The following is a 26,491-nucleotide window of genomic DNA, read 5'->3' as shown; positions in this document are numbered from 1 at the left end:
AATAATGGTAACACAATTTCAATTGGAATGGGGTATTGATGCCAGCAATGCCGGAATGCTGGTCAAAGAATTTTTAAAAGTAAAAGAGATATCCCGATCCGCTTTAACCGATATCAAGTTTAACGGCGGGCACATTCTAGTAAATAATGAAGAAGTAAATGTTCGTTACAAACTGCTGGATGGGGATAATTTAAGAATTATTTTTCCACCTGAAAGCCCTAGTGAAGGACTAAAAGGGGAAGAAATTCCGTTAGAAATCTTATTTGAAGATGATTATCTGCTCGTTGTCAATAAGCCTGCAGGAATAAATACCATTCCATCACGTGAACATCCAGATGGAAGCTTAGCTAATGCCCTTGTTGGCTATTATGAAAACAAGGGCATTCAAGCGACTTCCCATATTGTTACCCGGCTCGACCGGGATACCTCAGGAATTGTTTTAATCGCAAAGCATCGACACGTTCATCATTTATTTAGTCTGATGCAGCGTAGTGGCAGGGTGAAGCGAACTTACGAGGCCTTTGCTGGTGGTTCAGTTATGGAAGATAAAGGAACAATAACTGCTCCAATCGGGCGTAAAATGGACAGCATAATTGAAAGAGAAGTCCGTGACGACGGCCAATATGCCTGTACCCATTTTGAGGTGATAGGGAGGCATCCATCCTTTACCCGTATAGAACTTAACCTAGAAACGGGCCGGACCCATCAAATTAGAGTTCATTTATCCTATATAGGGCACCCGCTGCTCGGTGACGATTTATATGGGGGAGAGACTTCGTTAATTGAAAGGCAAGCCCTGCATTGTAAAAAAATAAAATTTACGCATCCTTTTTCACATGAGACTATGTCATTTACTGCACTGCTACCTGGCGATATGCAAGATATTTTAAAGGCTGTCCCGCATTTATAGGGACAGCCATTCTTTATTTGCTGTTTATTAAATCAAATTGTTTAAATTTTTCAGGAACATATGGCATAGTTGAAGGAACAGAAACGATTTCCTTTTCGGGATACCTTAAAGCCGTCAGCATTCCGCCAAATACTGCGCCTGTATCTATATTATACGTATTGTTAATTATTCTGGGTTCATTGACTGGGGTATGTCCATAGACTATACAGGCTTCGCCATGATACTTCTTTGCCCAATCCCTTCTGACAGGCGATCCATCCGGGTGTTTTTCACCCGAAATATCCCCATAGAGAACAAATTCTTTGACTTTTGCATGAGTTTGTCCGATATATTCTTGTTTAATTCCCGCATGAGCAATAACTAACTTTTGTTTGTCCAATACTAAATAAAGTGCTGCTTTTTCATAAAGCTCGATAAATTTTTTACGAATGGATTGCTGGTCTTTTTTATATAATGATTCATATTCTGCAACCGTTGTTTCAAGTCCGTGTTTGATCTGTACTTTGTTGCCTAAGAAAAAGCGATATAATTTGTTACAATGATTCCCTGGCGTATAATAAGCCTTTTTATATTTTATCACAAGCTCCCAAACGATCTCGGCTACTTTAAGTGAGGCAGGACCTCTATCAGTCAGATCGCCAACAAATCCAAGAACTCTGTTTCCTGGATGAAGCGGAATGCCGCTATCCCAGTTATAACCAAGTTTACTCGTAAGATTTTGGAATTCTGGTAAACACCCGTGGATATCGCCAATTATATCAATTTTCATTGTTGTTACCCCCTTCAATTCCTTTATTTTTTGTACTAAAGATGATTTTTATAAAAAAACCTTTGGATTAAGTAATTTTAGAGGGAGGCAGATAAAATGGAACAGCATGTTTCAGTTATTTCCTTACTTGTTGTGGTTACGATGGCCTTTTTGACCCCAATCCTGCTGCATCGATTTAAGTTGAATTTTATTCCAGTTGTTGTAGCTGAAATTATTATGGGGCTTATTATTGGGAAAAGCGGTTTTAATTTAGTTCATGAGGATATGTGGCTTTCCACTCTTAAGACTCTTGGATTTATCTTTCTGATGTTTTTAAGCGGCCTTGAAATTGACTTTACAGCCTTCTCGAAGGGAAAAGTACGTGAAATCCTTCCAAATGGCAGGAAAGAACCGAATTCGTTTGTTATCTCCTCTTTCATTTTTTTAGGAATTTTTATTTTTTCGCTTGGGTTATCATTCCTATTTGTTTGGGCTGGTTTTATTGATAATGCCTTTTTAATGACATTGATCATTTCTACTATTTCATTGGGAGTTGTTGTTCCCACCTTGAAGGAAGCCCACTTAATGAAAACGGTCATTGGCCAAATTATTTTGCTGGTTGCCGTCATCGCCGATTTAGCCACGATGATTTTACTTGCTATTTTCGTCTCGATCTATGAGGCAGGTCATGGAAATACTTGGCTGCTGCTAATATTGTTTGCAGCCGGAGTCGGACTTTATTTTATCGGAAAAAGATTTAAAAATAGGAACTTTGTTCAGGCACTATCTACAGGAACGGTACAGATTGGAACACGTGCAGTGTTTACCCTAATAATTGTTTTAGTTGGTCTTTCTGAAACAGTGGGTGCTGAAAATATTTTAGGGGCTTTCTTAGCTGGAGTTCTCGTTTCATTGCTATCTCCGAACCAAGAGCTCGTACATAAACTAGACTCTTTCGGCTATGGTTTTTTAATCCCGATATTTTTTGTGATGGTTGGTGTTAATCTTGATGTTTGGTCATTATTTAGTGAAAAAAAATTACTCTTATTAATCCCGCTTTTATTAATAGGGCTGCTTTTATCAAAGCTAATACCCGTCTATCTTATGAAATTTTGGTATGATACGAAAACGGTAATTGCATCAGGGTTTCTTTTAACGTCGACACTCTCGCTTGTCATTGCGGCTGCAACAATTGGAGAGCGGATGGAGGTCATATCGGAGCAAATGAGTGGTACATTAATATTAGTTGCAGTGATTACGTCTATTTTTACACCAATGGTTTTCAAGAAGCTATTTCCAAAAGAAGCGGCTGGGGGGAAAAAGGTCAGCGTTGCTTTCTTAGGAGCCAATCAAGTTACACTGCCTGTTTCAAGAGAATTGAAATCCGGTCTATATACTCCGGTTCTATATCACACAATTATGGATAAATCAGACAGGCAGATTGCCGATTCGCTTTTCGATATTGAGGAAATCGAGGATTACTCTATGGAGAGCATTGCCAAAACAAAAGTTTATCAATCAGAGGTTGTCGTGATATCAACTGGAGATGAGGAGCAAAATGCTGCCTTGTCCATTGCTGCTAAAGAAAATGGTGTACCAAGGGTCATTGCCCGAATTGAAAGTCCTGAAATAGAGCAAAGCGTACGTGAGCATAATATAGAAGTATTTTCTGCCTTTTTGTCCACCAAAGCATTGCTACGGGCTTTAATTGAATCACCGAGTGTCATAAATATTTTAACGAATCAAGAAACTGGCTTGTACGAAATCAAAATGATGAATGAACAATTTGAGGGAATGTCATTAAGAAGATTTCCATTTACGGGTGATATTATTTTTGTACGGATATTTAGAGGGAAGGATTCAATTGTGCCGCATGGCGATACTGAGCTTCAGCTAGCCGACCATTTGATTGTAACTGGTTCAAAGGAATATGTCGATGAACTAAAGAGAGAGCTGGAATTTTGTGAAACGTGTTAAATTATTCACTGTTCTTGGTACTGTACTTTTCATTTTTCTTAAATTAGTGTAGAATTAGTACCAAGTACTAATAACACGTATTTATTGTGGGAGGAATTTTTCAAGATGAATCTTTCATTAGCTGGAAAAACATTTGTAGTAATGGGTGTTGCCAATAAACGCAGTATTGCATGGGGTATTGCACGCTCACTTCATAATTCAGGTGCACGCTTAGTATTTACATTCGCAGGCGAGAGACTTGAAAGCAGTGTCCGTGAATTGGCTGGTTCTTTAGAAGCTGAAGGAACAATTATCCTTCCATGTGATGTTACAAGTGATGAAGCCATTGCCAAGTGCTTTGCAGATATTAAAGAAGCGGTTGGAACCATTCATGGAGTAGCACACTGTATCGCATTTGCCAATAAAGAAGAGTTGCAAGGGGAGTATATGAATACAACCAGAGAGGGCTTTTTACTGGCTCACAATATCAGTGCCTATTCTTTAACAGCAGTGGCAAAGGAAGCACGCGGTTTAATGACCGAAGGCGGCAGCATCGTGACACTCACGTATTTGGGTGGTGAGCGTGCCATCTCCAATTATAATGTTATGGGTGTAGCTAAGGCTTCACTAGACGCAAGTGTCCGTTATTTAGCAGCTGACCTTGGAAAGGATAATATCCGTGTTAATTCGATCTCCGCAGGTCCAATCCGAACATTGTCTGCTAAAGGAGTAAGTGATTTTAACTCGATTTTAAAAGAAATTGAGGAAAAAGCGCCATTACGGAGAACAACAACACCTGAAGAGGTTGGAGACACGGCTGTATTCCTTTTCAGTGAACTTTCACGTGGTATTACAGGAGAAAACATTCACGTGGATTCAGGATATCATATTCTATAATATTAACTTAGGGCCTGCTGTTAAAGCAGGCTTTTTCTTTTTTAAATCAGTGTGACGGGTATAGGCATTCTGCATACATATAAAGTGAAGGAATATGTAAATGGAGGTGCTTTGAGCATGTCGAAAAAAAGGAGTCAAGAACCGTTACTTTTTACTAATCAGCCAATCTCCCAGACTCCATCGAACCATAATATGCAGGAAATCTACACAAACAGACATGAAAGGGAGCAGCAAAAGGAAGATAATCATATAGTAGAAACAAAAAAGAGGGTAAAAAAAGAGGCAATACCTGACGACATAGCAATGGATGTGAATAAAAAGGAAAGTAAGACCAATCAAGAGAAAATTCAGTCCTCAATGTCTAGAGTAAAGCCTTTTAAAGAAATGAATATAGTGGAGCGAATTGAATATTTACTAAATTTCCCAAAGGTTCTTCCGCCTGCTCCATGCGTTATTTATACTGCAAAAAACAGATACCAAGGTTATATTACTGAATATGCTGACAATCGAGTAACCATTCAATCTCCAGATCAATCCTCAAATACCATACTACTCGAAGATATTAAAAATGTGATTATGATTGGGATTAAAAGATAGGTTAGGTAGAAATAAAAAAAGCCAGCCGATTTAACCGACTGGCTGATTTATTTAGCTGCAAATTCCTAGGTCTACGTCCGCAATACATTGTACTGCACAGAAGCATTTTAAATCTACTGTGATACAGTCGTTACTAGCACGGAAGCGTTCAACTTGGCAAACTCTTGTAAGGTCAACACAGCATCTATCTCCGCTGGAAACAAGATTTACTGGTACAAAGTTACCGCCCTCTCTGCGGCCTGGTACTAACACACGAAGTGTTGCACAGCAGTTATCAAATACGTCTTCTACACGGAAGAAGATTGATACACAAGCGTTATTTTCGCCGCTAAAGAATGCGTGGAATGGAGTCCCATCCGCAGTGCTCAGAACAAATACACGAGTATCAACAGGATCTCTTCTAACAGGTGAAACTAGTGAACCAAGAGGTTCGTTAAAACAACTGGAACATTCCGAGCATTCCGCTTCTTCAACTGCATTATCCTGGATATCTTTTATCGCACGAACTACTTCACACACGCAGTTTCCGTGACGATCATTATCATGACTTCCACAACAACCCATTATTTTTCCTCCTTAATCCCTGTTATATATCTTACATTACTAACATATTTTAAAGAGCGTTTTTGGGTTACGGACAATTGCCTCTTTTAAAAAAATTAGGCGGATTAATAGAAAGGACAAATGTATAATGAAAATAACCTTTTTAAACATATTCCTTTTATCATTATCCTGCTTTAGACTAACAAGGCTCCTTGTTTTTGACAAAATAACTGTATTTATTCGAAGGCCCTTTTTTGATGAAATAAAAGAAGAAAATGACAATGGTGAAATCGAGATTTACTATCTTCCTAAGAAAAAGGGGATAAAAAAATTTTTTGGTGAGCTATTAAGCTGCTATTGGTGTACAGGAATATGGGCATCGGCGATTATAGTCACAGCCTATATACTTTTCCCCATCTATTCCTCACCGATTATTCTTATCCTAGCAATAGCAGGTTTAGCATCTTTCATTGAAGCAATTGTTCAGTTTTTTATTGAAAAATAATGTTGTTCGTGGAGACAAGACTAACAGGTTGTTCATATCCTAATTAGTAGCTTATGAATTATTTGGGAGGAGAGACTACATGAGCAACACAAATGACACAAATAACACAAACAAAAAGAAAAAAAGCACAGAATCAAATCAAGGATACAAACCTTCAAAACCTATTAAGTCGCAAGGGTGCGGCTGTGGTAAAAAAACTTCAATGTAAATAGAAAAACTGCTAGTTTTGACTGGCAGTTTTTATTTTTTTACCATACTAATGGTTTAAAAATTAAACTTATCTAGTCATAATTTTAACGAATCTCGAAAAAACTAACTAGTATCAGTATGTCATAAAACTTAATCAAGGGAAGGAAATTATATGCATATTACTTTTCGTTTAATTGTATTGGCTTGCTTTGTCATACTCTCTTCCTGTAGTCAGCATCAGCAAGTTAAGGATAGTCAACTCGCTCTTATAAAAACGACTAATCCTAAGCCAGTTATAACGGATAAAAAAAATAAACGGGACGGTGTAACTGAAATCAAAAAGGATGTAAGCTCTTTGCCGGAATTATATGATGTCGCCGTCGTAAAAGGGAAAAAGGATACACTCGTAGTTTATAAAGTCAAACATTTACACCGCTTTCAAATGAAAAAAATCGAAAAGAATATTAATAAAATGCTTGAAAAAAAATACCCAAAGGAAAATTTTACAGTCTCAAGTGATTATAAAATTTTTCTTGAAGCCATTAGACTTGATGAACGGATGAAATCTTCCAAATTTTCACATCGTGATGCGGAAAACCGTTTAAAGGAAATCGTCAAAATGACGGAAGAAATGAAGTAAGAAAGGGTGAAGCAGGATGGCAAACAAGCAAAAAAACATGACTCCTCAGCAGCAAAACTATCAACAGCTTCAGCAAAAACATGAGATAAAACGGCCTGTCCTAAAAAATTGTATAAAAGCATTTTTTGTTGGAGGATTGATTTGTGTCGTGGGCCAAGCTATTAGTTATTTTTACATATATTTCTTTAATTTTACGGAACAAAGTGTAGGAAATCCAACTGTTGCAACGATGGTCTTTTTATCGATGCTTTTAACCGGCTTTGGAATTTATGACAGGATCGGGCAATTTGCCGGTGCAGGCAGTGCAGTACCTGTAACCGGTTTTGGCAATGCCGTTATTTCTGCCTGCATCGAGCACCGTACGGAAGGACTTGTTCTCGGAGTTGGAGGCAATATGTTTAAGCTTGCAGGATCAGTTATTCTTTTTGGTGTCTTCTCCGCCTTTGTAGTAGCACTTGTTAAAACGTTACTAGTTATTTGGGGGGTTTTGTAATTGTTAAAAGGGCATCAATCATGGGTGTTTGAAAACCGGCCAATGATTTCCGCAACAGGGGTAACGGGCGGCCCGTTCGAAGCAAATGGAAAATTGGCGAATGATTTTGATCTCTTATATGAAGATTTGTGGATGGGTAAAGAATCTTACGAGAAAGCACATAGGCTATTGCTTGAAGAAGCGGTTAAAATCACTCTGGAAAAAGCGAACCTCCAAAAAGAACAAATTCAATTTTTATTTGCAGGTGATCTAATCAATCAAATTACCCCAACAAGCTTTGCGGCGAGGACGATGCAAATACCGTATTTCGGGCTTTTTGGAGCCTGCTCGACCTCGATGGAGGGGTTGGCATTGGCTTCCTTTGTTGTCAATTACCAAGGGGCAAAAAAGGTCTTAACTGGTGCATCCAGTCACAATGCGGCTGTTGAAAAGCAGTTCCGCTATCCAACAGAATACGGTGGACAAAAACCACCAACGGCACAATGGACGATAACCGGTGCAGGGGTAGCACTCGTCGAGCCTAATGAATCCGGACGCCATGTCCCAATTACTACCTCGGCGACAATTGGTAAGGTAATTGACATGGGTCTGACTGATCCTTTTAATATGGGCGGTGCTATGGCACCGGCTGCCGCTGATACGATAATGGCACATTTCCGCGATCTGCAATTAGACCCAACACATTATGATTTAATTGTTACTGGAGATTTGGGCAGAGTCGGCCATGATACTGCTTTTGAATTACTAAATAAAAGCGGCCTTAAGCTTGAACGAAAACAATTTCAAGATTGCGGTTTATTAATGTATAAAGAGGACCAGCCAGTACAATCAGGTGGAAGCGGTGCAGGCTGTTCTGCTACTGTACTATATGGACATTTACTAAACCAAATGAAAAAGGGCACATTTAAGCGGATTTTAATAGTGGCAACGGGGGCATTGTTATCCCCGCTTAGCTTTCAACAAAATGAATCCATTCCATGTATTGCACATGCTGTTGCCATTGAAATGAATGGATAAAGGGGTGAATTTATGCTCGCGATGTTTTTTTGGGCGTTTGTGATTGGCGGATTTATATGTGTCATTGGGCAGCTTCTTTTTGACGTTGCCAAGTTGACTCCAGGGCATACATTAAGCCTGCTTGTTGTGGCGGGTGCAATATTGGATGGATTCGGATTATATGAACCGCTCGTTGACTTTGCAGGAGCTGGAGCAACCATTCCCATTACCAGTTTTGGGAATGCCTTAGTCCACGGGGCTTTACAGGATGCCAAGGCACACGGAATCATTGGGGTATTAACCGGGATGTTTCAGGTAACAAGTTCTGGAGTATCTGCTGCGATAATTTTTGGATTTATTGGATCCCTAATTTTTAAACCTAAAGGGTAATGAACACATTTTTTTAAGCCAATTTATGGATTAAGCTATCCTGCCTATACACTTTTTTAAGTACTTTCATATGTTATTAATGAAACTACTAAGGTGAGGTGACTATCTATGTTCTATGGATGTGGCGGCTACGGTTATGGTGGAGGATTTGGCTACGGTTCAACTTTTGTGTTAATCGTAGTATTATTCATTCTGTTAATCATTGTAGGTGCAAGCTTTTATTAAACCATTTAAAAGCTTGACAGCGGTGGAAGGGGTTGGTCATAAATGTGGCCAGCCCTTTCTTTGCCTTTTATTCACAAAATCGCCCTGCCTTCATACAATAAAGTAGTTTATGAAGGAGTGTGAATTTTTAACATGGATAATGGTTTCTTTAAAAACATAGAAAAGAAAACTGGCGTTAATATGAAAGAAATCTTTGAATTAGCGAACTCCTTACAGCATGCCAATTTTAAGGACCCAGATACTGTTCGTAATGTCATTCAAAAAGTTTCTCGAATTGCCGGTAAACCGGTTAGTAAGGATCTTGAAGATCAAATTGTTCAGTCAATTATTAAAGATGGAAAACAGCTTGACTTTAATACCATTACAAAAATGATGAATAAAAAATAAAAAGAAAGACCTCTCCTGTGCTCAGGAGTGGGTCTTCTTCTTTTTTGTGAGTGGTGCGAGAAACCTTGAACGGTTTACTTTTTTTCCTCGTCTATTTTCGGGAACGGCAATAAAAAGCTGGTCTCGGGCACGTGTCATAGCAACGTAAAATAATCTCCGCTCTTCTTCTAGGGAAGAAAAATCGCCATTTCGATTAGCTTCCAGAGCAAAGTCGTGAGGCAGGCTGCCATCGACGGCATCAAGAATATAAACAGTTTTATATTCAAGCCCTTTTGCCCGGTGTATGGTACTTAGGGTAATGGCTTCAGTAAAATGCTTACTTAAATTCTTAATTTCCTTATTCATGGCGGACATATGCTCGGCATGTACAAGCATAGCCTCAATCGAGTCGAAGCTTTTAGCTGCAACCTTTAAATCCTTAAGGTCATCAGATCCTTTTTCCAGTATACTCGCTTCATTGCCGCGTTTTTTGAGGAAATCAAGAAAGCCTATATCCTTTTCAATTTTTCCTAAAGCTGCCTGAGGGTTCAAATGCTTTAATCCACGAATGATACTAACAGCCTGCTTTAATTTTTTTGCTTGAAACGCATGGGCGGTTTTAAGGTGAGATAATGCCTCAAGAAAACTACAATCTTGCAAAATGCTGATTGCTTTAATATCTTTCATAACCGTCTGTTTTAAAAATAATAACGGTAAAATATCCGCCAATGCATGAGGATCATCCTCATTTAAACTTATCTTTAAGAAGGAAAGGGCGCTCCTGACAATGTATCGATCGTAAAAGGCTTCAGCATCCAGGTCAATTTTAAAAGGAAGATTTGAGCCTGCTAAACGTTCAAATATCGCCCTTGAGCTGGCATTGGTTCGGTACAGAATGGCAAAATCAGAAGGATTTGCACCATTTGTGATCCTTTCTTGAATGTCGGTAACAATCATTGTTGCTTCTTCCTCTTCATCATACGGAAAAAACAACATCGGAAGGGTCCCTGATGAAAATTGCGCCTCCATCTTTTTCGCTCTTCTGATTTTATTTACAGTGATCATTTTATTAGCTGCCGCAACAATTTCATGGGTGGAACGATAGTTTTGATCAAGGGTGACTAGCTTTGCAAAAGGGAAATCCTTTTCAAAATCCAACAAGTAGCTTGGATCACTGCCCCTAAAGGAATAAATGGCTTGATCATCATCACCAACAGCACAAACATTTTTATGCTTTCCTGATAATAATTTAATCAGTTCATATTGAACTTTATTAATATCCTGAAACTCATCAATTAGAAAGTAATGGAATCGTTCTTGATACTGTTCAAGAAGGGAAGGGTAAGTTTTTAGGAGCTGGTAACAGCCAAACAGCATGTCATCAAAATCAAACAGTCCTTCTCTTTGCTTAAATTCTTCATATCTCTTATATAATAGTGCAGCTCTTTCTTCCCATTCTGATGCGGGCCTGATTTCATTCGGCATTAGCATCGAGTTTTTCCAAAACCCAATTTGTTGCAGCGCTAAATCATAAGCAAATTCCTTCTCTGATAAATCCAGCTCTTTTCCGGCATCCTTTAAGATTTTTTCCCGTTGCCATTCCTTCTTCAATAGATTGTTTGATGACCAATTAGCTGCATCATGAAACATAAGGATACGATAAAAAATACTGTGAAAGGTTCCAGAGACAAGCTGATTGACTTTTTCTCGCTTCATTTCTGGATAGGAAAGCAAACGATTTTTCATTTCAGTAGCAGCTTTAGATGTGAAAGTTACAAGCATGATTGTTCGTGGATTAATTTGCTTGTTCTCCAGCATATAGGCCGTACGGGCAGTAAGAACACGAGTTTTTCCACTTCCTGCACCCGCAAGTACTAATAAAGAGCCTTCTGTTTCTAAAACAGCTGCAGCTTGATTTTTATCTAGGACAACCCCATTTTCTGCTAGAAGAAGTAAATAGGGCGAGCCTGCTTGGTGTGTTCCGTCCATTTTCTTGTTAAAAAGGACTTCATATTCAATCGTTTTAGCAGGTTTGTATAAGTCTTGGGAAGTGGAGGCTTCGGTAATGGTTCTGCCATGAGGTATCTTAAATCCGTTTCGCTCGATATAGTTCTCATTTATTTTTGGTTGAACGGGTTCAGGGCATCGTTTCTCAGGTGAAAGTGTATGGAAAAAATGAGGAGACTCTTTAATGCCAAGGAACAGCCTCATCTTTTCATTGCATACTGGGCAACGTAATTCTCCGTTTTTTCCAGCTATAAAATACTTTTGGTACTCATCACGATTTAAATGAGTTAGATTAATAGTTTGTTCTTGATAAATTACAGTTTTCATAGTTTATTAACCCTCAATTTCGATAAATAACACATATTCTATCATATCAAAACCATATCTTATCTAAAAGCACTTCATCAGGATAGGTTGAATTAACCAAAAAAGCACCTGCTGTTTTTTCAGCAAGTGCTTCTCTCGTTATATTTCTTTAACCATCGTTTTGTGTGGAATTCCTGCGTCCAAAAATTCCTCTGAGACAACTTCGTAGCCCAGACCGGCATAGAAGGGAATGGCATGTGTTTGAGCATTTAGCTTTAACTTGTGCAGCCCGTTTTCACTGGCATGGTCTTCGATTTTATTCATAATCGCTTTTCCGGCACCCGTTTTTCTGGCGTCTTTCATTACACAAATCCGTTCAACTTTTCCAAACCCATCAACAATCCGAAACCTGCCAGCCCCAATCGGTGAATCATTCTGGTACATGACAAAATGGGTGGCTTCATTTTCATATTGGTCAATTTCCTCTTCTAGAGGGACATTTTGCTCTTCCACAAAAACGATTTTTCTAACGGAATAAGCATCTTCTAGTTCTTTTTGATTTTGAACAACCTTAACTTTCACTGCAATTATTCCTTTCCAAGACGAAATGTTTCATAAACCGTCCAAGAACCATTTTCTAATTGATATAGGAGATGGAAACGTTCAACTGTTTCTTCATGATTTAATTTAGTCATACGAAGTGAACCATATACATCGGAATGCTCATCATTGGATAGATTTTGACCAATTGTAATATGCGGGACAAAAGCATATTCTAAGTTTTGCTCGCTAAACTCTTGATTGATTTCAGCATGAAGAGCAGTTAATTCCTCTGTAGGATCTACTTTAAAATAAATAACATTATTAACTGGCTGAAATGAGCTGATTTTGGATGTTTTTAATGTGAAAGCATTTGTATTTCTGGCAATTTGCCGTAACTTTTCAGCAAATTCCTTTGCCTCTTCCTCCGTCGCATCAAATGAATTTTTTAATGTAAGATGTGGAGTAATTAGGGCATAATGCGGGTCATAGCGCTTTCTATAGGAATTAGCTAAATCCTGAAGCTTTTTGGATGGAAAAATAACAATACCAAATTTCATAAGGATACCTCCATGGAAGAAATTATTTTTATAGAAAAATAAATGCTTTATTTAGCCTTCCTAATATTATAGCAAATTTTCTAAATTTATTAAATAATTAAAATGAATCGATAAGATTTTGGTTCGTTAGACATAAATCTAAAATAACATTTTCAGTGCTCGTCTTAGATCTGGCTGCCAATATGTCCATGTGTGATTTCCGTTAAATTCCTCATAAAAATATGTAAATGGTCTCTCTTTTAGCAACTTGGAAAGCTTTCTATTAGGTGTTAGGAAGTCGCCAACTTTACCGTTTGTCATTTTTACTTCAGTCTCTTGCTTTCCTATGATATGGTAGATGTTTAAAAGCTGCGGTTCAGGCAAGTCAGCGACTAATTCTAACACTTGTTGGTCTACATAGGGAGATTGTAAGAGTACTTTTCCAAATGTGTGCGGATATTGAAGCGCTGTCATTAATGATACAGTCGCACCTAGTGAATCTCCAATCAATGCTCTAGTTGAACCCATGTGATAAGTAGGGAACTGTTGATCTAAAAAAGGAACTAATTCATGGGCAAGGAAGCGGATGTAGGACTGAGTTTGTACACCTTCGGGGTGGTATTTTTTGCGGCGGTCTTCCACATTTTTATAGGGTACCCCAACAATTATTAAATTTTCAATTTCCTTTTCATAAAGATACTCGTCTGCTAAACGTCCAATCCTGCCAAGTTGAAAATAATCGCGGCCATCCTGGGCGATCAGCAGAGAGTATTTATATAATGGTGAAAAGTTTGCAGGCAAATAAATAAGCAGCTGCATTTCTTCTCCAAGCTCTTTGCTATTAATGGTAAGTTCTTTTATTGTGCCTCTTGGAAACTGCATGTGATAAAACCCCCAATAAATCGATAGAATACTACTGCATTTTATCATATCTTGAGAGGAAATGCTTTTAGGTTTTTGGGGACTAGCATGAGGGAATTATGTGTAATAGTTAGTGAAGGTACCTGTTTTTAGAGTGGGATTCAGGCATAATGGATAAAATATTTTCACGTTTAAAGGTGCGGATTTGTTTTCTAAGCAGGCAATAGGCACGAATGTATTCGTCGGATATTTCTTTAACGATCAATGATCGCTGTGACAATTCTTGATTTTCTGCAAGGTAAATCATCTCTAAAGGAATATTTTCTTCAATTGAACGTATCAAAAGTCCATCCATGTAAATCGCTCCTTTCAATTTTATAATATTATTATAACCGAACATTAGTTCTTTATTCAATAATGGAAGGAACGTACATTCCCGTTGGTTTGATGAATGATTTCCTAAAAAAGTTATTGACATTCTATAAAATTTTTATATAATTAAATTTGTACTTAATAATCGATCTGTTAGCTCAGCTGGGAGAGCGCAACCTTGACAGGGTTGAGGTCGGGGGTTCGAACCCCTCACAGGTCATCTCTAAATCCTAACATCAAAATGATGTTAGGATTTTTTTTGTGCAATTTATTATAGATAACAAGTAATGGAATGAATATTACAAATTAAGATTACAAAATCTATAAATGATGGAGGTGAGAATATGAAGAAACTCATAAATGGTGTGATTTGTATTGTTTTTCTTGGTTTTCTTGCAGCCTGTGGCGGCGGCAACGACAAGGATACTGCAGACAAGGATAAAACTACCACTAAAAAAACCGAGGAAAAAGCTCCAGCCACAAATACTGCTAATGCTGATTCTACCTTTCAGCAAACCTGTGCAGCCTGTCATGGTGCGGATTTAAAAAGTGGCAGTGCACCAGATCTAGATAAAATTGGCTCGAAATATTCAAAGGCTGAAATTCTAGATATAATCGAACATGGTAAGGAAGGCGGTATGCCAGCCGGACTTCTTAAAGGTGATGACGCTGATGCAGTTGCTACCTGGCTTTCAGAGAAAAAATAAATGTATAGGAAAACCAGAGTGGTTTTGAAAACCAATCTGGTTTTATTTTTATTACAGGTGTTTGAATATTCAGTCAAAAGATTTTATAATTTAAATGAACCAAAATAATAGTTTTTGAAGGAGACGAGTGGAGTATGGAGAAAGTAAGTGTCGATAGTAAAGGTTATTTTGGAGAATTTGGCGGAAGTTTTATACCTGAGGATCTTCAACAGGTAATGAACGTATTAGAAGAACAATTTTTAAAGTACAAGGACGATCCTGAGTTCCAAGAAGAGTTCAAATACTATTTAAAAGAATATATTGGGAGGGAAAATCCGTTAACTCTAGCTGAAAATTTAACGAATCAGCTGGGCGGAGCTAGAATTTATTTAAAAAGGGAAGATTTAAACCATACCGGAGCCCATAAAATTAATAATGCCATTGGTCAAATATTATTAGCGAAGCGAATGGGAGCAAAGCGAATCATTGCTGAAACAGGAGCAGGGCAGCATGGTGTAGCAACAGCCACAGCATGTGCAATGTTTGGGATGGAATGCGTGATTTACATGGGCAAGCTAGATACAGAACGCCAAGCGTTAAATGTCTTTCGGATGCAGTTGTTAGGCGCGAAAGTGGTACCTGTGGCTAAGGGACAAGGGCGTTTAAAGGATGCTGTAGATGAGGCGCTTGGCGATTTGGTGCAAAACTATCAAAATACTTTTTATTTATTAGGTTCTGCAGTTGGACCACACCCATATCCAACAATGGTCAAACACTTTCAAGCGATTATTAGTGAGGAATCAAAGCGACAGGTGCTTGAAAAGGAAGGAAAGCTCCCGACTGCGGTTATTGCCTGTGCAGGCGGCGGAAGCAATGCGATTGGAGCCTTTGCCCATTATATAAAAGAAAAGAATGTCCGCCTAATTGGCGTAGAACCTGCCGAGGCGCCAACTTTAACAGAAGGAGTTCCGGCTGTTATCCATGGTTTCAAGTGTTTAACGCTGTTAGATGAAAACGGGGAACCAAAACCAACGTACTCAATCGCGGCAGGATTGGATTATCCAGGTGTTGGTCCGGAGCATAGCTTTTTGAAAACAATTGGCAGAGCGGAGTATGTAACGATAACTGGCGAGGAAGCGCTGGAAGCTTTTCAACTATTAAGTAAAACGGAAGGAATAATCCCAGCCCTTGAGAGTTCTCATGCAGTTGCCTATGCGATTAAGTTAGCAAAAGAATTATCAAACAATGATGTAATCATCGTGAACCTATCAGGCCGCGGTGATAAGGACGTTGAACAAGTTTTTCATATGCTGCAAAAATAAATCCTGGTGCCAAGAGTGATAACGATTAATAGATAGGCTGTGTAGTAGGTCACTGTTGATTTTTTAACCCTGTTGATTGGAGCGGAAGGCGCGAGACTCCTGCGGAAGTACGGGAGAGGGGAGACCCCGCAGGCGCATAAGCGCGGAGGAGACTCCCCGAACCGCCCGCGTACCGCTCGCGCCTGAAGCGGAAAGCAACAGACTATTTTAACACAGCCAATTGATAAAAAATGCCCGATCAATTTTCTGACCGGGCGTTTTGTAATTACCTTTGTTTATTAAGAAATTCTAAAACTCTTTTATTTACTAAATCATTTGCTTCCGTGACATAAATGTGTCCCGCGCCGTTGATGGTTAGAAATTCTGCATTTGGAATTTTCTCTGCTAAGGTTACACCATTTTCATAAGGAACTAACCTATCCTCATTCCCGTGGATGACGAGCGCAGGTGCTTTAATTTGATCAATTTCATTATAGGTATCATGGGCCAGGCAGGCTTGCAGCTGCAGCATGTATGCATATGGAAGAATAGGAAGTTCGATTCTTCGTTGGATGTCCTCGGCAATGAGTTTCCGCTGATTATCGATAAAGGATTGACTATAGAGAATTGGAGTCGTTGCCCAGGCCATTTCCTCAGGAGTAGCTGTTGAGGAAGCTCTTGATAACATTAGCATCGAGACATCCGCACTAGGTTGTACATGATTGATACCTCCAGAGGTTGTACAGCCAAGGATAAGAGAGCGGACTTTTTCTGGATATTTAATGGCAAATCGTTGAGCAATCATTCCGCCCATCGAAATACCATAAACATGGGCGGATTCAACCCCCGCAGCATCTAATACGGCTTTTGTATCCTCTGCCATGAGCTCGATGGAATAAGGGGTATTCGGTTTTCCGCTATGACCGACACCACGATTGTCGAAAATAATAACCTTGTAATGCTCACTTAAAGCCGGTAAGGTTCTGAACCAGGACTTTGAGTTAAGAGACAATCCCATAATTAATAGTAATGGTTCACCTTCACCATGCACTTCATAATAAAGATCAATTCCATTTGCATTTGTTATAGGCATATAGGGCAACTCCCTTTCTTCTAGATAATAATAGATTATATGATTTCGATTAGATTGCAAGAACCTTAAGCCTTCAAAAAGACCTATAACGCTTATTAAAGTATGAAAATGTTATATAAGAATATTACTTTCGGGAGGTACCGGTTATAAAGGGAGGAGGATGAGATAATATTTGGATGAAACACCCATTAATCATTAGTGTTTCTAAATGTCGAAAGAAAAATTTTTCGACAATTTGCGCTATGTTTTTTTTAATGCGAATCTATAAAATGCTTATTTTAAGGAGTGTTATCAAGTGTTTTTTATCCAATTTTCATGGAGCCTCAGAAAAATTGTGGAAAAATGTCGAGAATGATAGGTTTACAAATCTATATTTTTCTACAATAATTATAATTATATTAATATTCTAAAAATTTATGTAGTGAATTCATAACATCAAAGAGGGACAGCAATTTTAAATAAGAATGTTGATATGACAATATCGTGAGGAGGCATCATGTTTTATGGTTTATCAGCAAAAGCCGTGGTTGAAAGTTTATGATTCGAGAATTGATGAACATGTTCAGATTCAGCACAATTCCCTTTATGATTTTTTACAAGGTGCAGTAGACCGTTATGAAGACAAACCTGCTTTCACATTCTTTGGAAATGTATGGTCATTTAACACGACAAAAGTAATTACAGATCAATTGGCTTCGTCATTACATAGAGCGGGATTTACAAAAGGTGACCGTTTGGCCATAATGCTTCCCAATTCCCCTCATTACATTTTCACCTTATTTGCGGCCTTTCGCTTAGGTGGAATTGCTGTCCAAGTTAACCCAATGTACGTTGAAAGAGAAATTGAGCATGTTTTACAGGATTCAGGCTCTGAATATATGGTCGTTCTGGATGCTTTCTATCAAAAAGTAAAAAAAGTACAATCGGCGACATCTTTGAAAAAGATTCTCGTTGTAAGCTTTGGAGGAGAACGTTTTGACCTTGCTGATGGGGATCATTATTTCGATGAATTCCTTAATGGAGAATTGAATTTACCTGATGTGGAAATTGACAGCCTTGAAGATGTAGCAGTTCTGCAATATACAGGCGGAACTACAGGACTTTCCAAAGGTGTTATGCTTACCCATAATAATCTTTTAGCAAACTTCAATCAAGTTTGTGATTTTGCTTATAAAACTTGTGAAGATAAACCAGAAGATTTTAAAATGATAACTGTTTTACCTATGTTCCATGTATATGGTCTCTCGAGTGTTGCCCTTTGCGGAATTAGGGAAGGCGCCAATCAGATTATATTACCACGATTTGATCCCAAAGAAGTAATGGAGATTGTTAAGAGGGAAAAACCATTCCAAATGTCTGGTGTTCCTACTATGTTTTTTGCTTTAAATAGTCAAGAGGGACTTGAAGATTGCGGGTTTGATCAACTTTATTACATTGGTAGCGGCGGCGGTCCACTTCCCGTGGAACAAGCGAAATTGTTTGAAAAGAGGACGGGTATTAGGTTACTTGATGGATATGGTCTTTCAGAGGCAGCTCCAACTGTCATTTTTAACCCTCCGTTTGTACCAAGGAAATTTGGCAGCATTGGTATTCCTGTTCAAAGCACAATCGCAAGAATTGTCCATGAAACAGAAGATGGGTTAGTTGATGTACCTGTTGGCGAGGCAGGGGAACTAATTATTCAAGGTCCACAAGTAATGAAAGGGTACTGGAACCGTCCAGAGGAGACAGCAGCAACATTAAGAGATGGATGGCTGTTTACAGGCGATATCGCCAAAATGGATGAGGATGGATACTTTTATATTGTTGACCGTAAGAAAGACATGATTATTGCAAGCGGCTACAATGTCTATCCTTGTGAAATTGAAGAAGTGCTTTATCAGTTAGAAGCAATTGAAGAAGCACTGGTAATTGGGGTTCCGGACCCATACCGCGGTGAAACAGTGAAAGCATTTGTCAAGGTAAAAGCGGGGTATTCGATTTCTGAAGAGGAAATAAAACAGTTTGGCAAGGAAAACCTTGCACCCTATAAGGCGCCAAAGGAAGTAGAAATTCTTCCTGAACTGCCAAAATCATCAGTCGGAAAATTATTAAGAAGGGTTTTAAGAGATCAAGAAGAAATAAAAATAAAGGCCTAATAAAAAATGGAGGGGTAAAGATGAGTTTGATAGATTTATTTAGTCTAAAAGGAAAAACGGCAATTGTTACTGGCGGCGGCAGGGGATTAGGTCAACAAATCTCAGAAATATATGCCGAGGCTGGAGCTAATGTTGTAATTTGCTCTAGAGATATCAACGCATGTCAGGAATTAAGCGATGCTTTGAAAGAAAAAGGAGTTCGTTCACTTGCATTTAAGTGTGATGTTTCCAATCCAGACGACATCCAGCATGTTGTTGACGAAACATTAAAGGAATTTGGCCGAATTGATATTTTAGTCAATAATAGCGGGACAAGCTGGGGAGCTCCAGCCTTAGAAATGCCAGCAGAGAAATGGGATAATGTAATGGACATTAACCTTAAAGCAGTCTTCTTATTTTCCCAGGCAGCAGGTAAAGTTATGAAAGAACAACGCTCCGGTAAGATTATTAATATAGCCTCCATTGCCGGAATGGGCGGTCAGAATCCATTAGTAATGGATGCGATTGGTTATTCCGTAAGTAAGGGTGCTGTTATCACATTAACGCAAGAACTAGCCGTTAAATTAGCGCCTTATAATGTACATGTAAATGCGATTGCACCTGGTTTTTTCCCTACCAAAATGACAAAAGGTATTTTGGGCTTTTCAGGAGAGAAAATTCTTGAGCGTACACCAGCTGGACGTTTTGGCTCCGATGAAGATATGAAAGGGCCAGCACTTTTCCTAGCTTCCAGTGCTTCAGATTATGTAATGGGCCATGTTTTAGCTGTTGATGGCGGATCGTCAGCAGGAATTCTCTAAGCAATGTTAAATAAATTTTTTGAATTTTTAACAAATTGTAAATTGACTTAAAGGCCTGAATTTACTATGATTAGATAAACATACCGACCGGTTAGTTATGAGGGAATTTAATGGATTCCGAACACCGAGATAGAATGACTTTTTATAAAAAATTTGAAGAAGAGCTCAATAAAAGCATCCATGCCCGTACCAATTGCGGTTCCTTTACCCGCGCTTTTGGCAGGGGAATGGATGCGCATCTTTCCCGATTAAAGATTCACAGAAGGTTAACAACTAAGTGGTTGAATCGCTTAGATCTGGCGAATAAAGATGAAATAGCAGAACTTTCTGTAAGAATGGTAGATTGTGAGGGAAAGCTGGATTTCCTGGATGAGACAGTTTATATGACAGCAAAAAGTATGAAGGAAAACCGTTTTAAGTTTAAAAAAGTCCAGAAATCGCTTGAAGAATTATTGGCTATTTTAGAAAAAGAAGTAAAGGCAATCCAAGATTATAAAATAAAAAAATTAGAGGAAGAGCTGTTGGAATTAAAACAGCTTTTTACTGCAGATTTTGAGATGGAGGAGAATATTGATGGCAAAGAAAAATGAAAAAGAGCTGGAAGCAGTTGTTGAAAGTCAAGAAACAGAATTTCGTCCTGAAGAACAACTATCAAGCTTAGACATGTTGTGGAGGCTTGGATTCGATGAATTAGATTCATGGGCTGAAAGATTTAACAAGCGGGATGATTTATTCCTGGAAGCAGCTAAAAGCTTTGTTGAAAGAGTAAGAAGCAATCAGGAAAATATTAAAGCAATTACAGAGCAATTTAACAAAGAGCTTAAGGAATGGGAAAAAGGAGCACGGGAGGAGTTACTTGTAACGACAACGTCCATCCAGCAATTTTTTCCAATTAAATCGTATGAAGAAATCAATCAAGTGGTGGATGATATTCAGACAAAAACCACTTCCCTGTTTTTAACTCCATTCCGTTCGTTAACGAATGGCCAAGCAATTGAAAAGTACTTAGAAACGCTGGAACAATATATTTCTTTTAGAAAAAAAGGCCGAGAAAAATATGTTGACAGCGTAAAGAAAACAACGAATGTTGTCTATGAAAATCAGAAAATATTTGCAAATTTATTTGCAAAACAAGTTAAATCGGCGATGTTCCCATTTCAACAATATATGAAAGGCGTTACTGAACTTACAAAAAAATGATAATAATGCAGGGGTGGAAACGATGACAGGCAAAAAAACATATGATCCATATGAATCTCTTCATAAGTTTAGCCAATTATGGGAAAAGCAGATCAATGATTTTATCTATCTTTGGACGAATAATAAAGAATTTGTCAAAATGTCCAATGTAGGAACAGAGATTCATTCCCGTTATCTTGATCAATTTAAAAAAAATCAAGAAGCACTTGCTAGTGTTTTAAATTTGCCTACTAAAAATGATGTGACGAACGTGGCAGCCTTGACGATTCAGACAGAGGAAAAAATTGAAGCTCTTGAGGAACAAATATGGGATCTGCAGGATTCTGTAAAGTCTCAAAGCAAGGATATTGAGAGTGTTGTGGAAGTATCCAAGGAGATTATTAAACTAACAAAACAGCTTAAAACAGAGCTAGTGAAAACAAAAAAAGAGCTATCAGATTCTAAGGATTTACATGCCGAGCTGCAGGAAATGAAATTTGAGCTCTTAAAGTTAAATGATTTTAAAGAAGAATTTGAAACACTAAAAGGTTTGATTGAAAAAGACAAAAGCTCTGAGCGTGAGCTTGCTAGTGCTGGGGCGACCAAATAATAGCGGAATGGAGGGAAGACAGTGGCAACAGAATCACCTTTAAAGAACGCAATTCCAGATTTGAATTACGAGAAGGAAATGGAGCGATGGTCTCAGGTTTTTAAGCTTTTAAGTGAACCAGAGCCAAAAATAGGGCTTACTCCAAGAAATGAAGTATGGAGAAAGAATAAGTCGGTATTATGGCATTATCCTGCCAAAGAGAAAAAGTATGAGGTTCCATTATTTTTGGTATATTCACTTTTTAATAAACCGTACATTTTAGATATTGCCCCAAAGGCCAGCGTGATCGAGGGTCTTACCAACATGGGCTATGAAGTGTATTTATTAGACTGGGGTACACCAGGCTATGAAGATAAGAAAATTGGTTTAGACACCTACATTGATAAATATTTAAGAACGGCAGTAAAAAGGGCCATTCGTCATTCCGATGCGGAAGAAATTACCCTTGTCGGTTACTGTTTAGGAGGAACTATAGCTTCACTCTATGCTGCAGTTGCAGATGAACCAATTAAAAACTTGGTTGTCGCAACGGTGCCAATCGATTTCGGTCCATTCGTGGGACCGGATAAATGGGCTGAAGGTATGAGAAATGGTGATATGAATATTGACCATTTTATTGATGTTTATGGCAATATGCCGCCTCAATTAGTTGAAGGCATGTTCAGAGCCATTGGAGCACCAATTTATTTTACAAACTATACCATGCTTTTAAGCAGGGCACACGATAAGCGTTATGTGGAAAAGTGGCGCAGAATGAATAAATGGACAGTTGACCAGGTGCCATTTGCAGGGGAAGCATACCGCCAATTGGCGAATGACTTTTTCAAAGAGAATAAGCTGGTAAAAGGAGAATTTATGATCGGCAACAAAAAAGCTGATCTAAAGAATATTAAGGCAAATCTTTTCGTCGTTTCTGGCTCCAGAGATCATTTGATTTTGGAAGATCAGAGCAAGCCGATAATGGATTTAGTCTCAAGTGAGGATAAAACCTATATCGTGGTAGAATCTGGCCATGTTGGTATGGCGCTGTCCGGAATGTTTGCTGGCATTGTCGATAAATGGGCTTCCAGCCGTTCTAATCCAATATAAAAATTATTCTGTAATAAATTTAAGTACAAGTAAATATATAATAAGTATGTGCAATTTGGAGGAGGAAGGAACTAGTTCCTTCCCCGCTAACTTGCCCTTGTGTGTTTATTTAAAAAGTTGCGCAGGACTTCATTGAAGGCTTCCTTTGCTTCAAGCTTGGCAATATGACCAGTATTTCTGAAAATAACAAACTCAGAATGGCGAATTTGTTTGTGCATCATTAATTGAACCCAAACGGGGATGACTGAATCATATTGTCCGCCAATAATTAAGGTTGGAACTTTAATTTTAGGAAGCAAACTTAAATTATTCACTTTTAGACATGCTTCCATCGATTTAAAATAATATTCACTATTTGGTTTGTAATATTGATAAAAGTGATCAAAATTTTCTTTTGACCATGAGTAAAGGCAAATCTTTGCAGCTGTTTCTCTTAGGTCGTCAGGAGACTTATTTTCTGCACGTGCTTCCCTGAATTTCAAGAATAACTTTCCAAGCTGCTTCGGTGCATAATGGAAGGTACTGACTAGCATTAAGGAACGGCACATTTCAGGAGCCTGGCGATAAATTTCCTGTGCCACCATCCCTCCCATAGACAAGCCGCATATGTGTGCGCTTTCAATTTCAAGGCCTTTTAAAAGGGTGATGACGTCGTAAGCAAAATTTTTAATTGATATTTCTCCAGGGGATTGATATTCACCATGCCCCCGTAAATCGGGAATGATTAAGTCATATTGGTCGGCAAATTCAAATTGATTAGACCAGCCCTCCTTAACTTCTCCTAGACCGTGAATAAAAACTAATGGCTCACCCGTACCGAGTCTTAAATAGGGAATCCCTGAACAGTTCTTGAAAACTTCGCTCAAAATGCATTCCTCCTCAAGTTTTTATAATAATCTATGTTTCCAACATTCCTAAGGTATAAACATTTTTAAGATTCTGATTATTTTATTATATAATCAGAGTTGACAGATTATGACACATAGGTGTAAATTACATATATAGACTAGCTGAGAAAATACATACGAAAGCATATGTTCTTATTTGAGTAACAAATAAAAAGGAGAGGGATAAACTATGACTACTAAGAAAGTTGAACAAGAAGCAGCATTTGATTCCAATCGTTTTGTAGATACATTCTGGAATCAATATGAGCAATCATTAAATCAAGCAAGAAAGCTCCGCGAAAGAAGAGAAGATGCGTATCTTAATGCTGTAAAAGAAACAGTAAAGTTTAATCAAGAATTTAGAGGCTCCCTTGCCAATCTTTTTCAGACTTCCAGGCAAACAAGTACAGAACTTGTTAAAGGAGTTTCAAGTAATCTGGCTAAAAGAGTTGATGAAAAACAGGCATTACGCCCTGAATTGAAGGACCAGTTTGGTGAGGTATCCGAACGAATTGAGCAGTTAACTATGGCACCACTTGCAGCCGGCGTAGATCTGATTCAACGGATTGAAGAAAATTTTGTTGAAGGCAGTGAAAACTATGTTAAATATGCAAGAGAGCGCCGTAATGGCTGGCAAAAAGTTTCCGATGAATATTTAAAGGCTGCAAGGGAAAACCACAAAAAGGTAGCTGGTCGCCTTGAGGAAAGTCGAAAAGTTTTAGTAAGCTCTAAATAAGATAAAGATTTAAACTCCACTGACCTAAAATAGTGGAGTTTTTTCATTTTCTTTCCAAATGAAGGTACTTTGCGTTAAGATAGAGGATAAGGTAATTACTTAAAAAAAGAGGTACAGTTCATGATTAAAAAGTATATGACTTTCCAAAAAAATAATGGGATTGCTCCGTATATTTGGACTGTTCTCTGCATTTTACCGTTTTACTTCATTTTTCAAGCGCCTACTACCCTTCAAATCGTAGTAGGAATTTTACTAACGCTGCTATTTTTTATCCTTTATCGGATCGCGTTTATTTCAAAAGGATGGCCTGTCTATCTTTGGACATTAATCCTTATTGGTATCTCAATAACAGCGACCAGTCTATTCAGCTATGTTTATTTTGCCTTTTTTCTTGCATATTTTATTGGAAATATAAAAGACCGCGCAGCTTTTTTAACCTTGTATTTTATCCATCTGCTTAGTACATCGGCATCGATTAATTACAGCATCGTTATGCATGAAAAGCTCTTCTTACAGCAATTGCCCTTTGTTATTATCATTTGGATCAGTGTGATCCTTCTCCCATTCAGTATTTATAACCGGAAAGAAAGAGGGCAGCTTGAAGAAAAATTGGAATATGCCAATAAAAAGATTTCTGAGCTTGTAAAATTGGAGGAACGTCAGCGGATAGCCAGGGATCTTCATGATACTTTAGGACAAAAGCTTTCCTTGATAGGATTGAAGACGGATTTGGCAAGAAAATTGATCACGAAAGACCCTGAGCAAGCCAGGAATGAATTGAAGGATGTTCAGCAAACGGCAAGGACTGCACTAAGCGAAGTAAGAAAAATGGTTTCTTCGATGAGGGGTATTCGTATAAAAGATGAAATGTTCCGGGTTAAGGAGATTCTGAGGGCCGCCCAGATTCAATTAGTTTCTGAAGAGGAGTTCACTCTGACGAATGTTTCGTTATTGACTGAGAATATATTAAGTATGTGCTTGAAAGAGGCCATTAATAATGTGGTCAAACATAGCGGGGCCACAACTTGTTATGTTTCAATTGAGCAATCGTGGAAGGAAATTGTATTAACCATAAGTGATGATGGTAAATTTAAAGGTACAGAAGGGTTTTTAGCGGAAGGGCATGGACTAATTGGAATGAAAGAACGGCTTGAATTCATTAACGGCAGTCTCGAACTTGTGACTAACAATGGAACAACCTTAATCCTAAAAGTACCGAATGATGTAAAGCCGCATTTGGATAAGGAGGAGCGAAAATGATAAGAATCGTTATCGCTGAGGACCAGCAAATGCTTCTAGGGGCCTTTGGATCACTGCTTAATTTGGAAGAGGACATGGAAGTAGTGGGAAAGGCCTCCAATGGTGAAGAAGCTGTCTCACTTGTGAAAAAATTCAAACCAGATGTTTGTATCATGGATATTGAGATGCCGGGAAAAAGTGGACTTGAGGCAGCTGAGGATCTTAAAGGACTTGGCTGCAAAGTAATCATCCTGACTACATTTGCTCGGACGGGGTATTTTCAGCGGGCATTAAAGGCAGGTGTAAGTGGGTATTTATTAAAGGACAGCCCCAGTGATGAACTAGCGCGTTCTATCCGGAGCGTGATGGCAGGCAGAAGAATTTACGCACCGGAATTAATGGACGATGTATACGGTGAGGAAAATCCTTTAACTGACCGTGAAAAAGAAGTGTTAGAACTTGTTGCTGATGGCAAAAATACAAAAGAAATTGCAGAAGAACTCAGCATAAAAACAGGAACTGTTCGCAATTATATCTCCATTATCTTAGATAAACTTGAAGTGAAAAACCGTATCGAAGCAATTACCCAATCGAAGGAAAAAGGCTGGTTTAAATAAATCGTTTTTATACTAGTAAAAATCAAAACCACCAAG

32 protein-coding genes and 1 tRNA gene are annotated in these 26,491 nt (G+C 38.3%); 24 read left to right on the top strand and 9 right to left on the bottom strand.

Translation table 11 applies throughout. The features are described from left to right. The first annotated feature begins 4 nt into the window (after positions 1–4). Positions 5–910, top strand: a complete 906-nt coding sequence (locus PH210_RS02440) for an RluA family pseudouridine synthase (RefSeq protein ID WP_289982717.1) — start codon at positions 5–7, stop codon at positions 908–910. Between the two features lie 13 nt (positions 911–923). On the opposite strand, the gene prpE is transcribed toward PH210_RS02440, so the two are convergent. Continuing rightward, positions 924–1,679 carry a bis(5'-nucleosyl)-tetraphosphatase PrpE gene (prpE, locus tag PH210_RS02435; RefSeq protein WP_289982716.1) on the bottom strand — a complete coding sequence of 252 codons (756 nt, stop codon included), beginning with the start codon at positions 1,677–1,679 and terminating at the stop codon, positions 924–926. Positions 1,680–1,775: 96 nt separating this feature from the next. On the opposite strand from prpE, the gene PH210_RS02430 reads away from it, so the two are divergent. The 3 genes from PH210_RS02430 (at position 1,776) to PH210_RS02420 (ending at position 5,108) form a co-directional block, all read left to right on the top strand. Further along, on the top strand, positions 1,776–3,635 hold the full coding sequence (locus PH210_RS02430) for a monovalent cation:proton antiporter family protein (protein WP_289982715.1): 1,860 nt from the start codon (positions 1,776–1,778) through the stop codon (positions 3,633–3,635). Positions 3,636–3,740: 105 nt separating this feature from the next. After that, entirely contained in the window at positions 3,741–4,511 is a 771-nt protein-coding gene (gene fabI / locus PH210_RS02425; protein ID WP_289982714.1) for an enoyl-ACP reductase FabI, read from the top strand. A 117-nt stretch (positions 4,512–4,628) separates the two neighbouring features. Next, positions 4,629–5,108 carry a CotO family spore coat protein gene (locus tag PH210_RS02420; protein WP_289982712.1) on the top strand — a complete coding sequence of 160 codons (480 nt, stop codon included), beginning with the start codon at positions 4,629–4,631 and terminating at the stop codon, positions 5,106–5,108. Positions 5,109–5,159: 51 nt separating this feature from the next. On the opposite strand, the gene PH210_RS02415 is transcribed toward PH210_RS02420, so the two are convergent. After that, a complete protein-coding gene (locus tag PH210_RS02415; protein WP_289982708.1) occupies positions 5,160–5,672 on the bottom strand; it encodes a CotY/CotZ family spore coat protein in 513 nt (170 codons plus the stop codon). A 127-nt stretch (positions 5,673–5,799) separates the two neighbouring features. Between PH210_RS02415 and PH210_RS02410 the strand changes: the two genes are divergently transcribed. From PH210_RS02410 to spoVIF, 8 genes are all read left to right on the top strand, one after another. Then, on the top strand, positions 5,800–6,156 hold the full coding sequence (locus PH210_RS02410; protein WP_289982707.1) for a DUF1360 domain-containing protein: 357 nt from the start codon (positions 5,800–5,802) through the stop codon (positions 6,154–6,156). Positions 6,157–6,235: 79 nt separating this feature from the next. Beyond that, complete coding sequence (locus PH210_RS02405) at positions 6,236–6,364, top strand: hypothetical protein (protein WP_289982705.1); 129 nt, start codon at positions 6,236–6,238, stop codon at positions 6,362–6,364. Positions 6,365–6,517: 153 nt separating this feature from the next. Beyond that, on the top strand, positions 6,518–6,985 hold the full coding sequence (locus tag PH210_RS02400; RefSeq protein ID WP_289982703.1) for a YhcN/YlaJ family sporulation lipoprotein: 468 nt from the start codon (positions 6,518–6,520) through the stop codon (positions 6,983–6,985). A gap of 16 nt (positions 6,986–7,001) precedes the next feature. Further along, complete coding sequence (gene spoVAC / locus PH210_RS02395; RefSeq protein WP_223592794.1) at positions 7,002–7,478, top strand: stage V sporulation protein AC; 477 nt, start codon at positions 7,002–7,004, stop codon at positions 7,476–7,478. Next, complete coding sequence (gene spoVAD, locus PH210_RS02390; protein WP_289982700.1) at positions 7,479–8,495, top strand: stage V sporulation protein AD; 1,017 nt, start codon at positions 7,479–7,481, stop codon at positions 8,493–8,495. Between the two features lie 12 nt (positions 8,496–8,507). Next, entirely contained in the window at positions 8,508–8,864 is a 357-nt protein-coding gene (gene spoVAE / locus PH210_RS02385) for a stage V sporulation protein AE (RefSeq protein WP_289982698.1), read from the top strand. Between the two features lie 108 nt (positions 8,865–8,972). Then, on the top strand, positions 8,973–9,089 hold the full coding sequence (locus tag PH210_RS02380) for a YjcZ family sporulation protein (protein ID WP_289982697.1): 117 nt from the start codon (positions 8,973–8,975) through the stop codon (positions 9,087–9,089). Positions 9,090–9,221: 132 nt separating this feature from the next. Then, entirely contained in the window at positions 9,222–9,476 is a 255-nt protein-coding gene (spoVIF, locus tag PH210_RS02375) for a sporulation-specific transcription regulator SpoVIF (RefSeq protein WP_289982696.1), read from the top strand. Between the two features lie 21 nt (positions 9,477–9,497). On the opposite strand, the gene PH210_RS02370 is transcribed toward spoVIF, so the two are convergent. The 5 genes from PH210_RS02370 to PH210_RS02350 form a co-directional block, all read right to left on the bottom strand. Continuing rightward, positions 9,498–11,789, bottom strand: coding sequence for a UvrD-helicase domain-containing protein (locus PH210_RS02370; RefSeq protein ID WP_289982695.1), 2,292 nt, complete (start codon positions 11,787–11,789; stop codon positions 9,498–9,500). Positions 11,790–11,927: 138 nt separating this feature from the next. Further along, entirely contained in the window at positions 11,928–12,350 is a 423-nt protein-coding gene (locus tag PH210_RS02365; protein ID WP_289982694.1) for a GNAT family N-acetyltransferase, read from the bottom strand. A gap of 5 nt (positions 12,351–12,355) precedes the next feature. Then, a complete protein-coding gene (locus PH210_RS02360; protein WP_289982692.1) occupies positions 12,356–12,868 on the bottom strand; it encodes a YjcG family protein in 513 nt (170 codons plus the stop codon). A gap of 138 nt (positions 12,869–13,006) precedes the next feature. Next, the gene (locus tag PH210_RS02355) at positions 13,007–13,729 is read right to left on the bottom strand and encodes an alpha/beta hydrolase (protein ID WP_289982691.1); all 723 of its coding nucleotides are present in this window, start codon (positions 13,727–13,729) and stop codon (positions 13,007–13,009) included. Between the two features lie 109 nt (positions 13,730–13,838). Next, on the bottom strand, positions 13,839–14,063 hold the full coding sequence (locus tag PH210_RS02350; RefSeq protein WP_289982689.1) for a hypothetical protein: 225 nt from the start codon (positions 14,061–14,063) through the stop codon (positions 13,839–13,841). A gap of 164 nt (positions 14,064–14,227) precedes the next feature. Here PH210_RS02350 and PH210_RS02345 point away from each other — a divergent pair. From PH210_RS02345 to trpB, 3 genes are all read left to right on the top strand, one after another. Beyond that, a tRNA-Val gene (locus PH210_RS02345) sits at positions 14,228–14,300 on the top strand. A gap of 124 nt (positions 14,301–14,424) precedes the next feature. Next, complete coding sequence (gene cccB / locus PH210_RS02340) at positions 14,425–14,787, top strand: cytochrome c551 (protein WP_289982687.1); 363 nt, start codon at positions 14,425–14,427, stop codon at positions 14,785–14,787. 134 nt (positions 14,788–14,921) lie between these two features. Next, positions 14,922–16,088 (top strand): tryptophan synthase subunit beta, encoded by a 1,167-nt coding sequence (gene trpB / locus PH210_RS02335; protein WP_289982685.1) that lies wholly within the window; start codon positions 14,922–14,924, stop codon positions 16,086–16,088. Positions 16,089–16,353: 265 nt separating this feature from the next. Here the strand turns inward: trpB and PH210_RS02330 are convergent, their stop codons facing one another. After that, the gene (locus PH210_RS02330; RefSeq protein WP_289982684.1) at positions 16,354–17,160 is read right to left on the bottom strand and encodes an alpha/beta fold hydrolase; all 807 of its coding nucleotides are present in this window, start codon (positions 17,158–17,160) and stop codon (positions 16,354–16,356) included. A 503-nt stretch (positions 17,161–17,663) separates the two neighbouring features. Here PH210_RS02330 and PH210_RS02325 point away from each other — a divergent pair. The 6 genes from PH210_RS02325 (at position 17,664) to PH210_RS02300 (ending at position 22,976) form a co-directional block, all read left to right on the top strand. Continuing rightward, entirely contained in the window at positions 17,664–19,298 is a 1,635-nt protein-coding gene (locus PH210_RS02325; RefSeq protein ID WP_289982682.1) for a long-chain-fatty-acid--CoA ligase, read from the top strand. A gap of 20 nt (positions 19,299–19,318) precedes the next feature. Beyond that, the gene (locus PH210_RS02320) at positions 19,319–20,098 is read left to right on the top strand and encodes an SDR family oxidoreductase (RefSeq protein ID WP_289982681.1); all 780 of its coding nucleotides are present in this window, start codon (positions 19,319–19,321) and stop codon (positions 20,096–20,098) included. Positions 20,099–20,208: 110 nt separating this feature from the next. Further along, positions 20,209–20,688 carry a hypothetical protein gene (locus PH210_RS02315; RefSeq protein ID WP_289982679.1) on the top strand — a complete coding sequence of 160 codons (480 nt, stop codon included), beginning with the start codon at positions 20,209–20,211 and terminating at the stop codon, positions 20,686–20,688. Further along, complete coding sequence (locus PH210_RS02310; RefSeq protein WP_289982677.1) at positions 20,672–21,298, top strand: hypothetical protein; 627 nt, start codon at positions 20,672–20,674, stop codon at positions 21,296–21,298. The genes PH210_RS02315 and PH210_RS02310 overlap by 17 nt, the downstream gene beginning before the upstream one ends. 22 nt (positions 21,299–21,320) lie before the next feature. Next, a complete protein-coding gene (locus PH210_RS02305; protein ID WP_289982675.1) occupies positions 21,321–21,887 on the top strand; it encodes a polyhydroxyalkanoate biosynthesis repressor PhaR in 567 nt (188 codons plus the stop codon). A 21-nt stretch (positions 21,888–21,908) separates the two neighbouring features. Beyond that, complete coding sequence (locus PH210_RS02300) at positions 21,909–22,976, top strand: alpha/beta fold hydrolase (protein WP_289982673.1); 1,068 nt, start codon at positions 21,909–21,911, stop codon at positions 22,974–22,976. 86 nt (positions 22,977–23,062) lie between these two features. Here the strand turns inward: PH210_RS02300 and PH210_RS02295 are convergent, their stop codons facing one another. Then, positions 23,063–23,842, bottom strand: a complete 780-nt coding sequence (locus tag PH210_RS02295) for an alpha/beta fold hydrolase (RefSeq protein ID WP_289982670.1) — start codon at positions 23,840–23,842, stop codon at positions 23,063–23,065. Between the two features lie 211 nt (positions 23,843–24,053). Here PH210_RS02295 and phaP point away from each other — a divergent pair, with 211 nt between their 5' ends. From phaP to PH210_RS02280, 3 genes are all read left to right on the top strand, one after another. After that, complete coding sequence (phaP, locus tag PH210_RS02290) at positions 24,054–24,599, top strand: polyhydroxyalkanoic acid inclusion protein PhaP (RefSeq protein ID WP_289982668.1); 546 nt, start codon at positions 24,054–24,056, stop codon at positions 24,597–24,599. A 120-nt stretch (positions 24,600–24,719) separates the two neighbouring features. After that, positions 24,720–25,859: a sensor histidine kinase gene (locus tag PH210_RS02285; protein ID WP_289982666.1), complete on the top strand. Its 1,140-nt coding sequence runs from the start codon at positions 24,720–24,722 to the stop codon at positions 25,857–25,859. Then, positions 25,856–26,455, top strand: coding sequence for a response regulator transcription factor (locus tag PH210_RS02280; protein ID WP_289982664.1), 600 nt, complete (start codon positions 25,856–25,858; stop codon positions 26,453–26,455). The genes PH210_RS02285 and PH210_RS02280 overlap by 4 nt, the downstream gene beginning before the upstream one ends. Positions 26,456–26,491: the final 36 nt, after the last annotated feature.

This window comes from Paenibacillus sp. BSR1-1, assembly GCF_030403775.1.
In the GTDB taxonomy this organism is placed as follows: Bacteria; Bacillota; Bacilli; order Bacillales; family Cytobacillaceae; genus Neobacillus.
The sequence above is the reverse complement of the archived record's forward strand: the minus strand, read 5'-3'. Positions and strand labels throughout refer to the sequence as shown.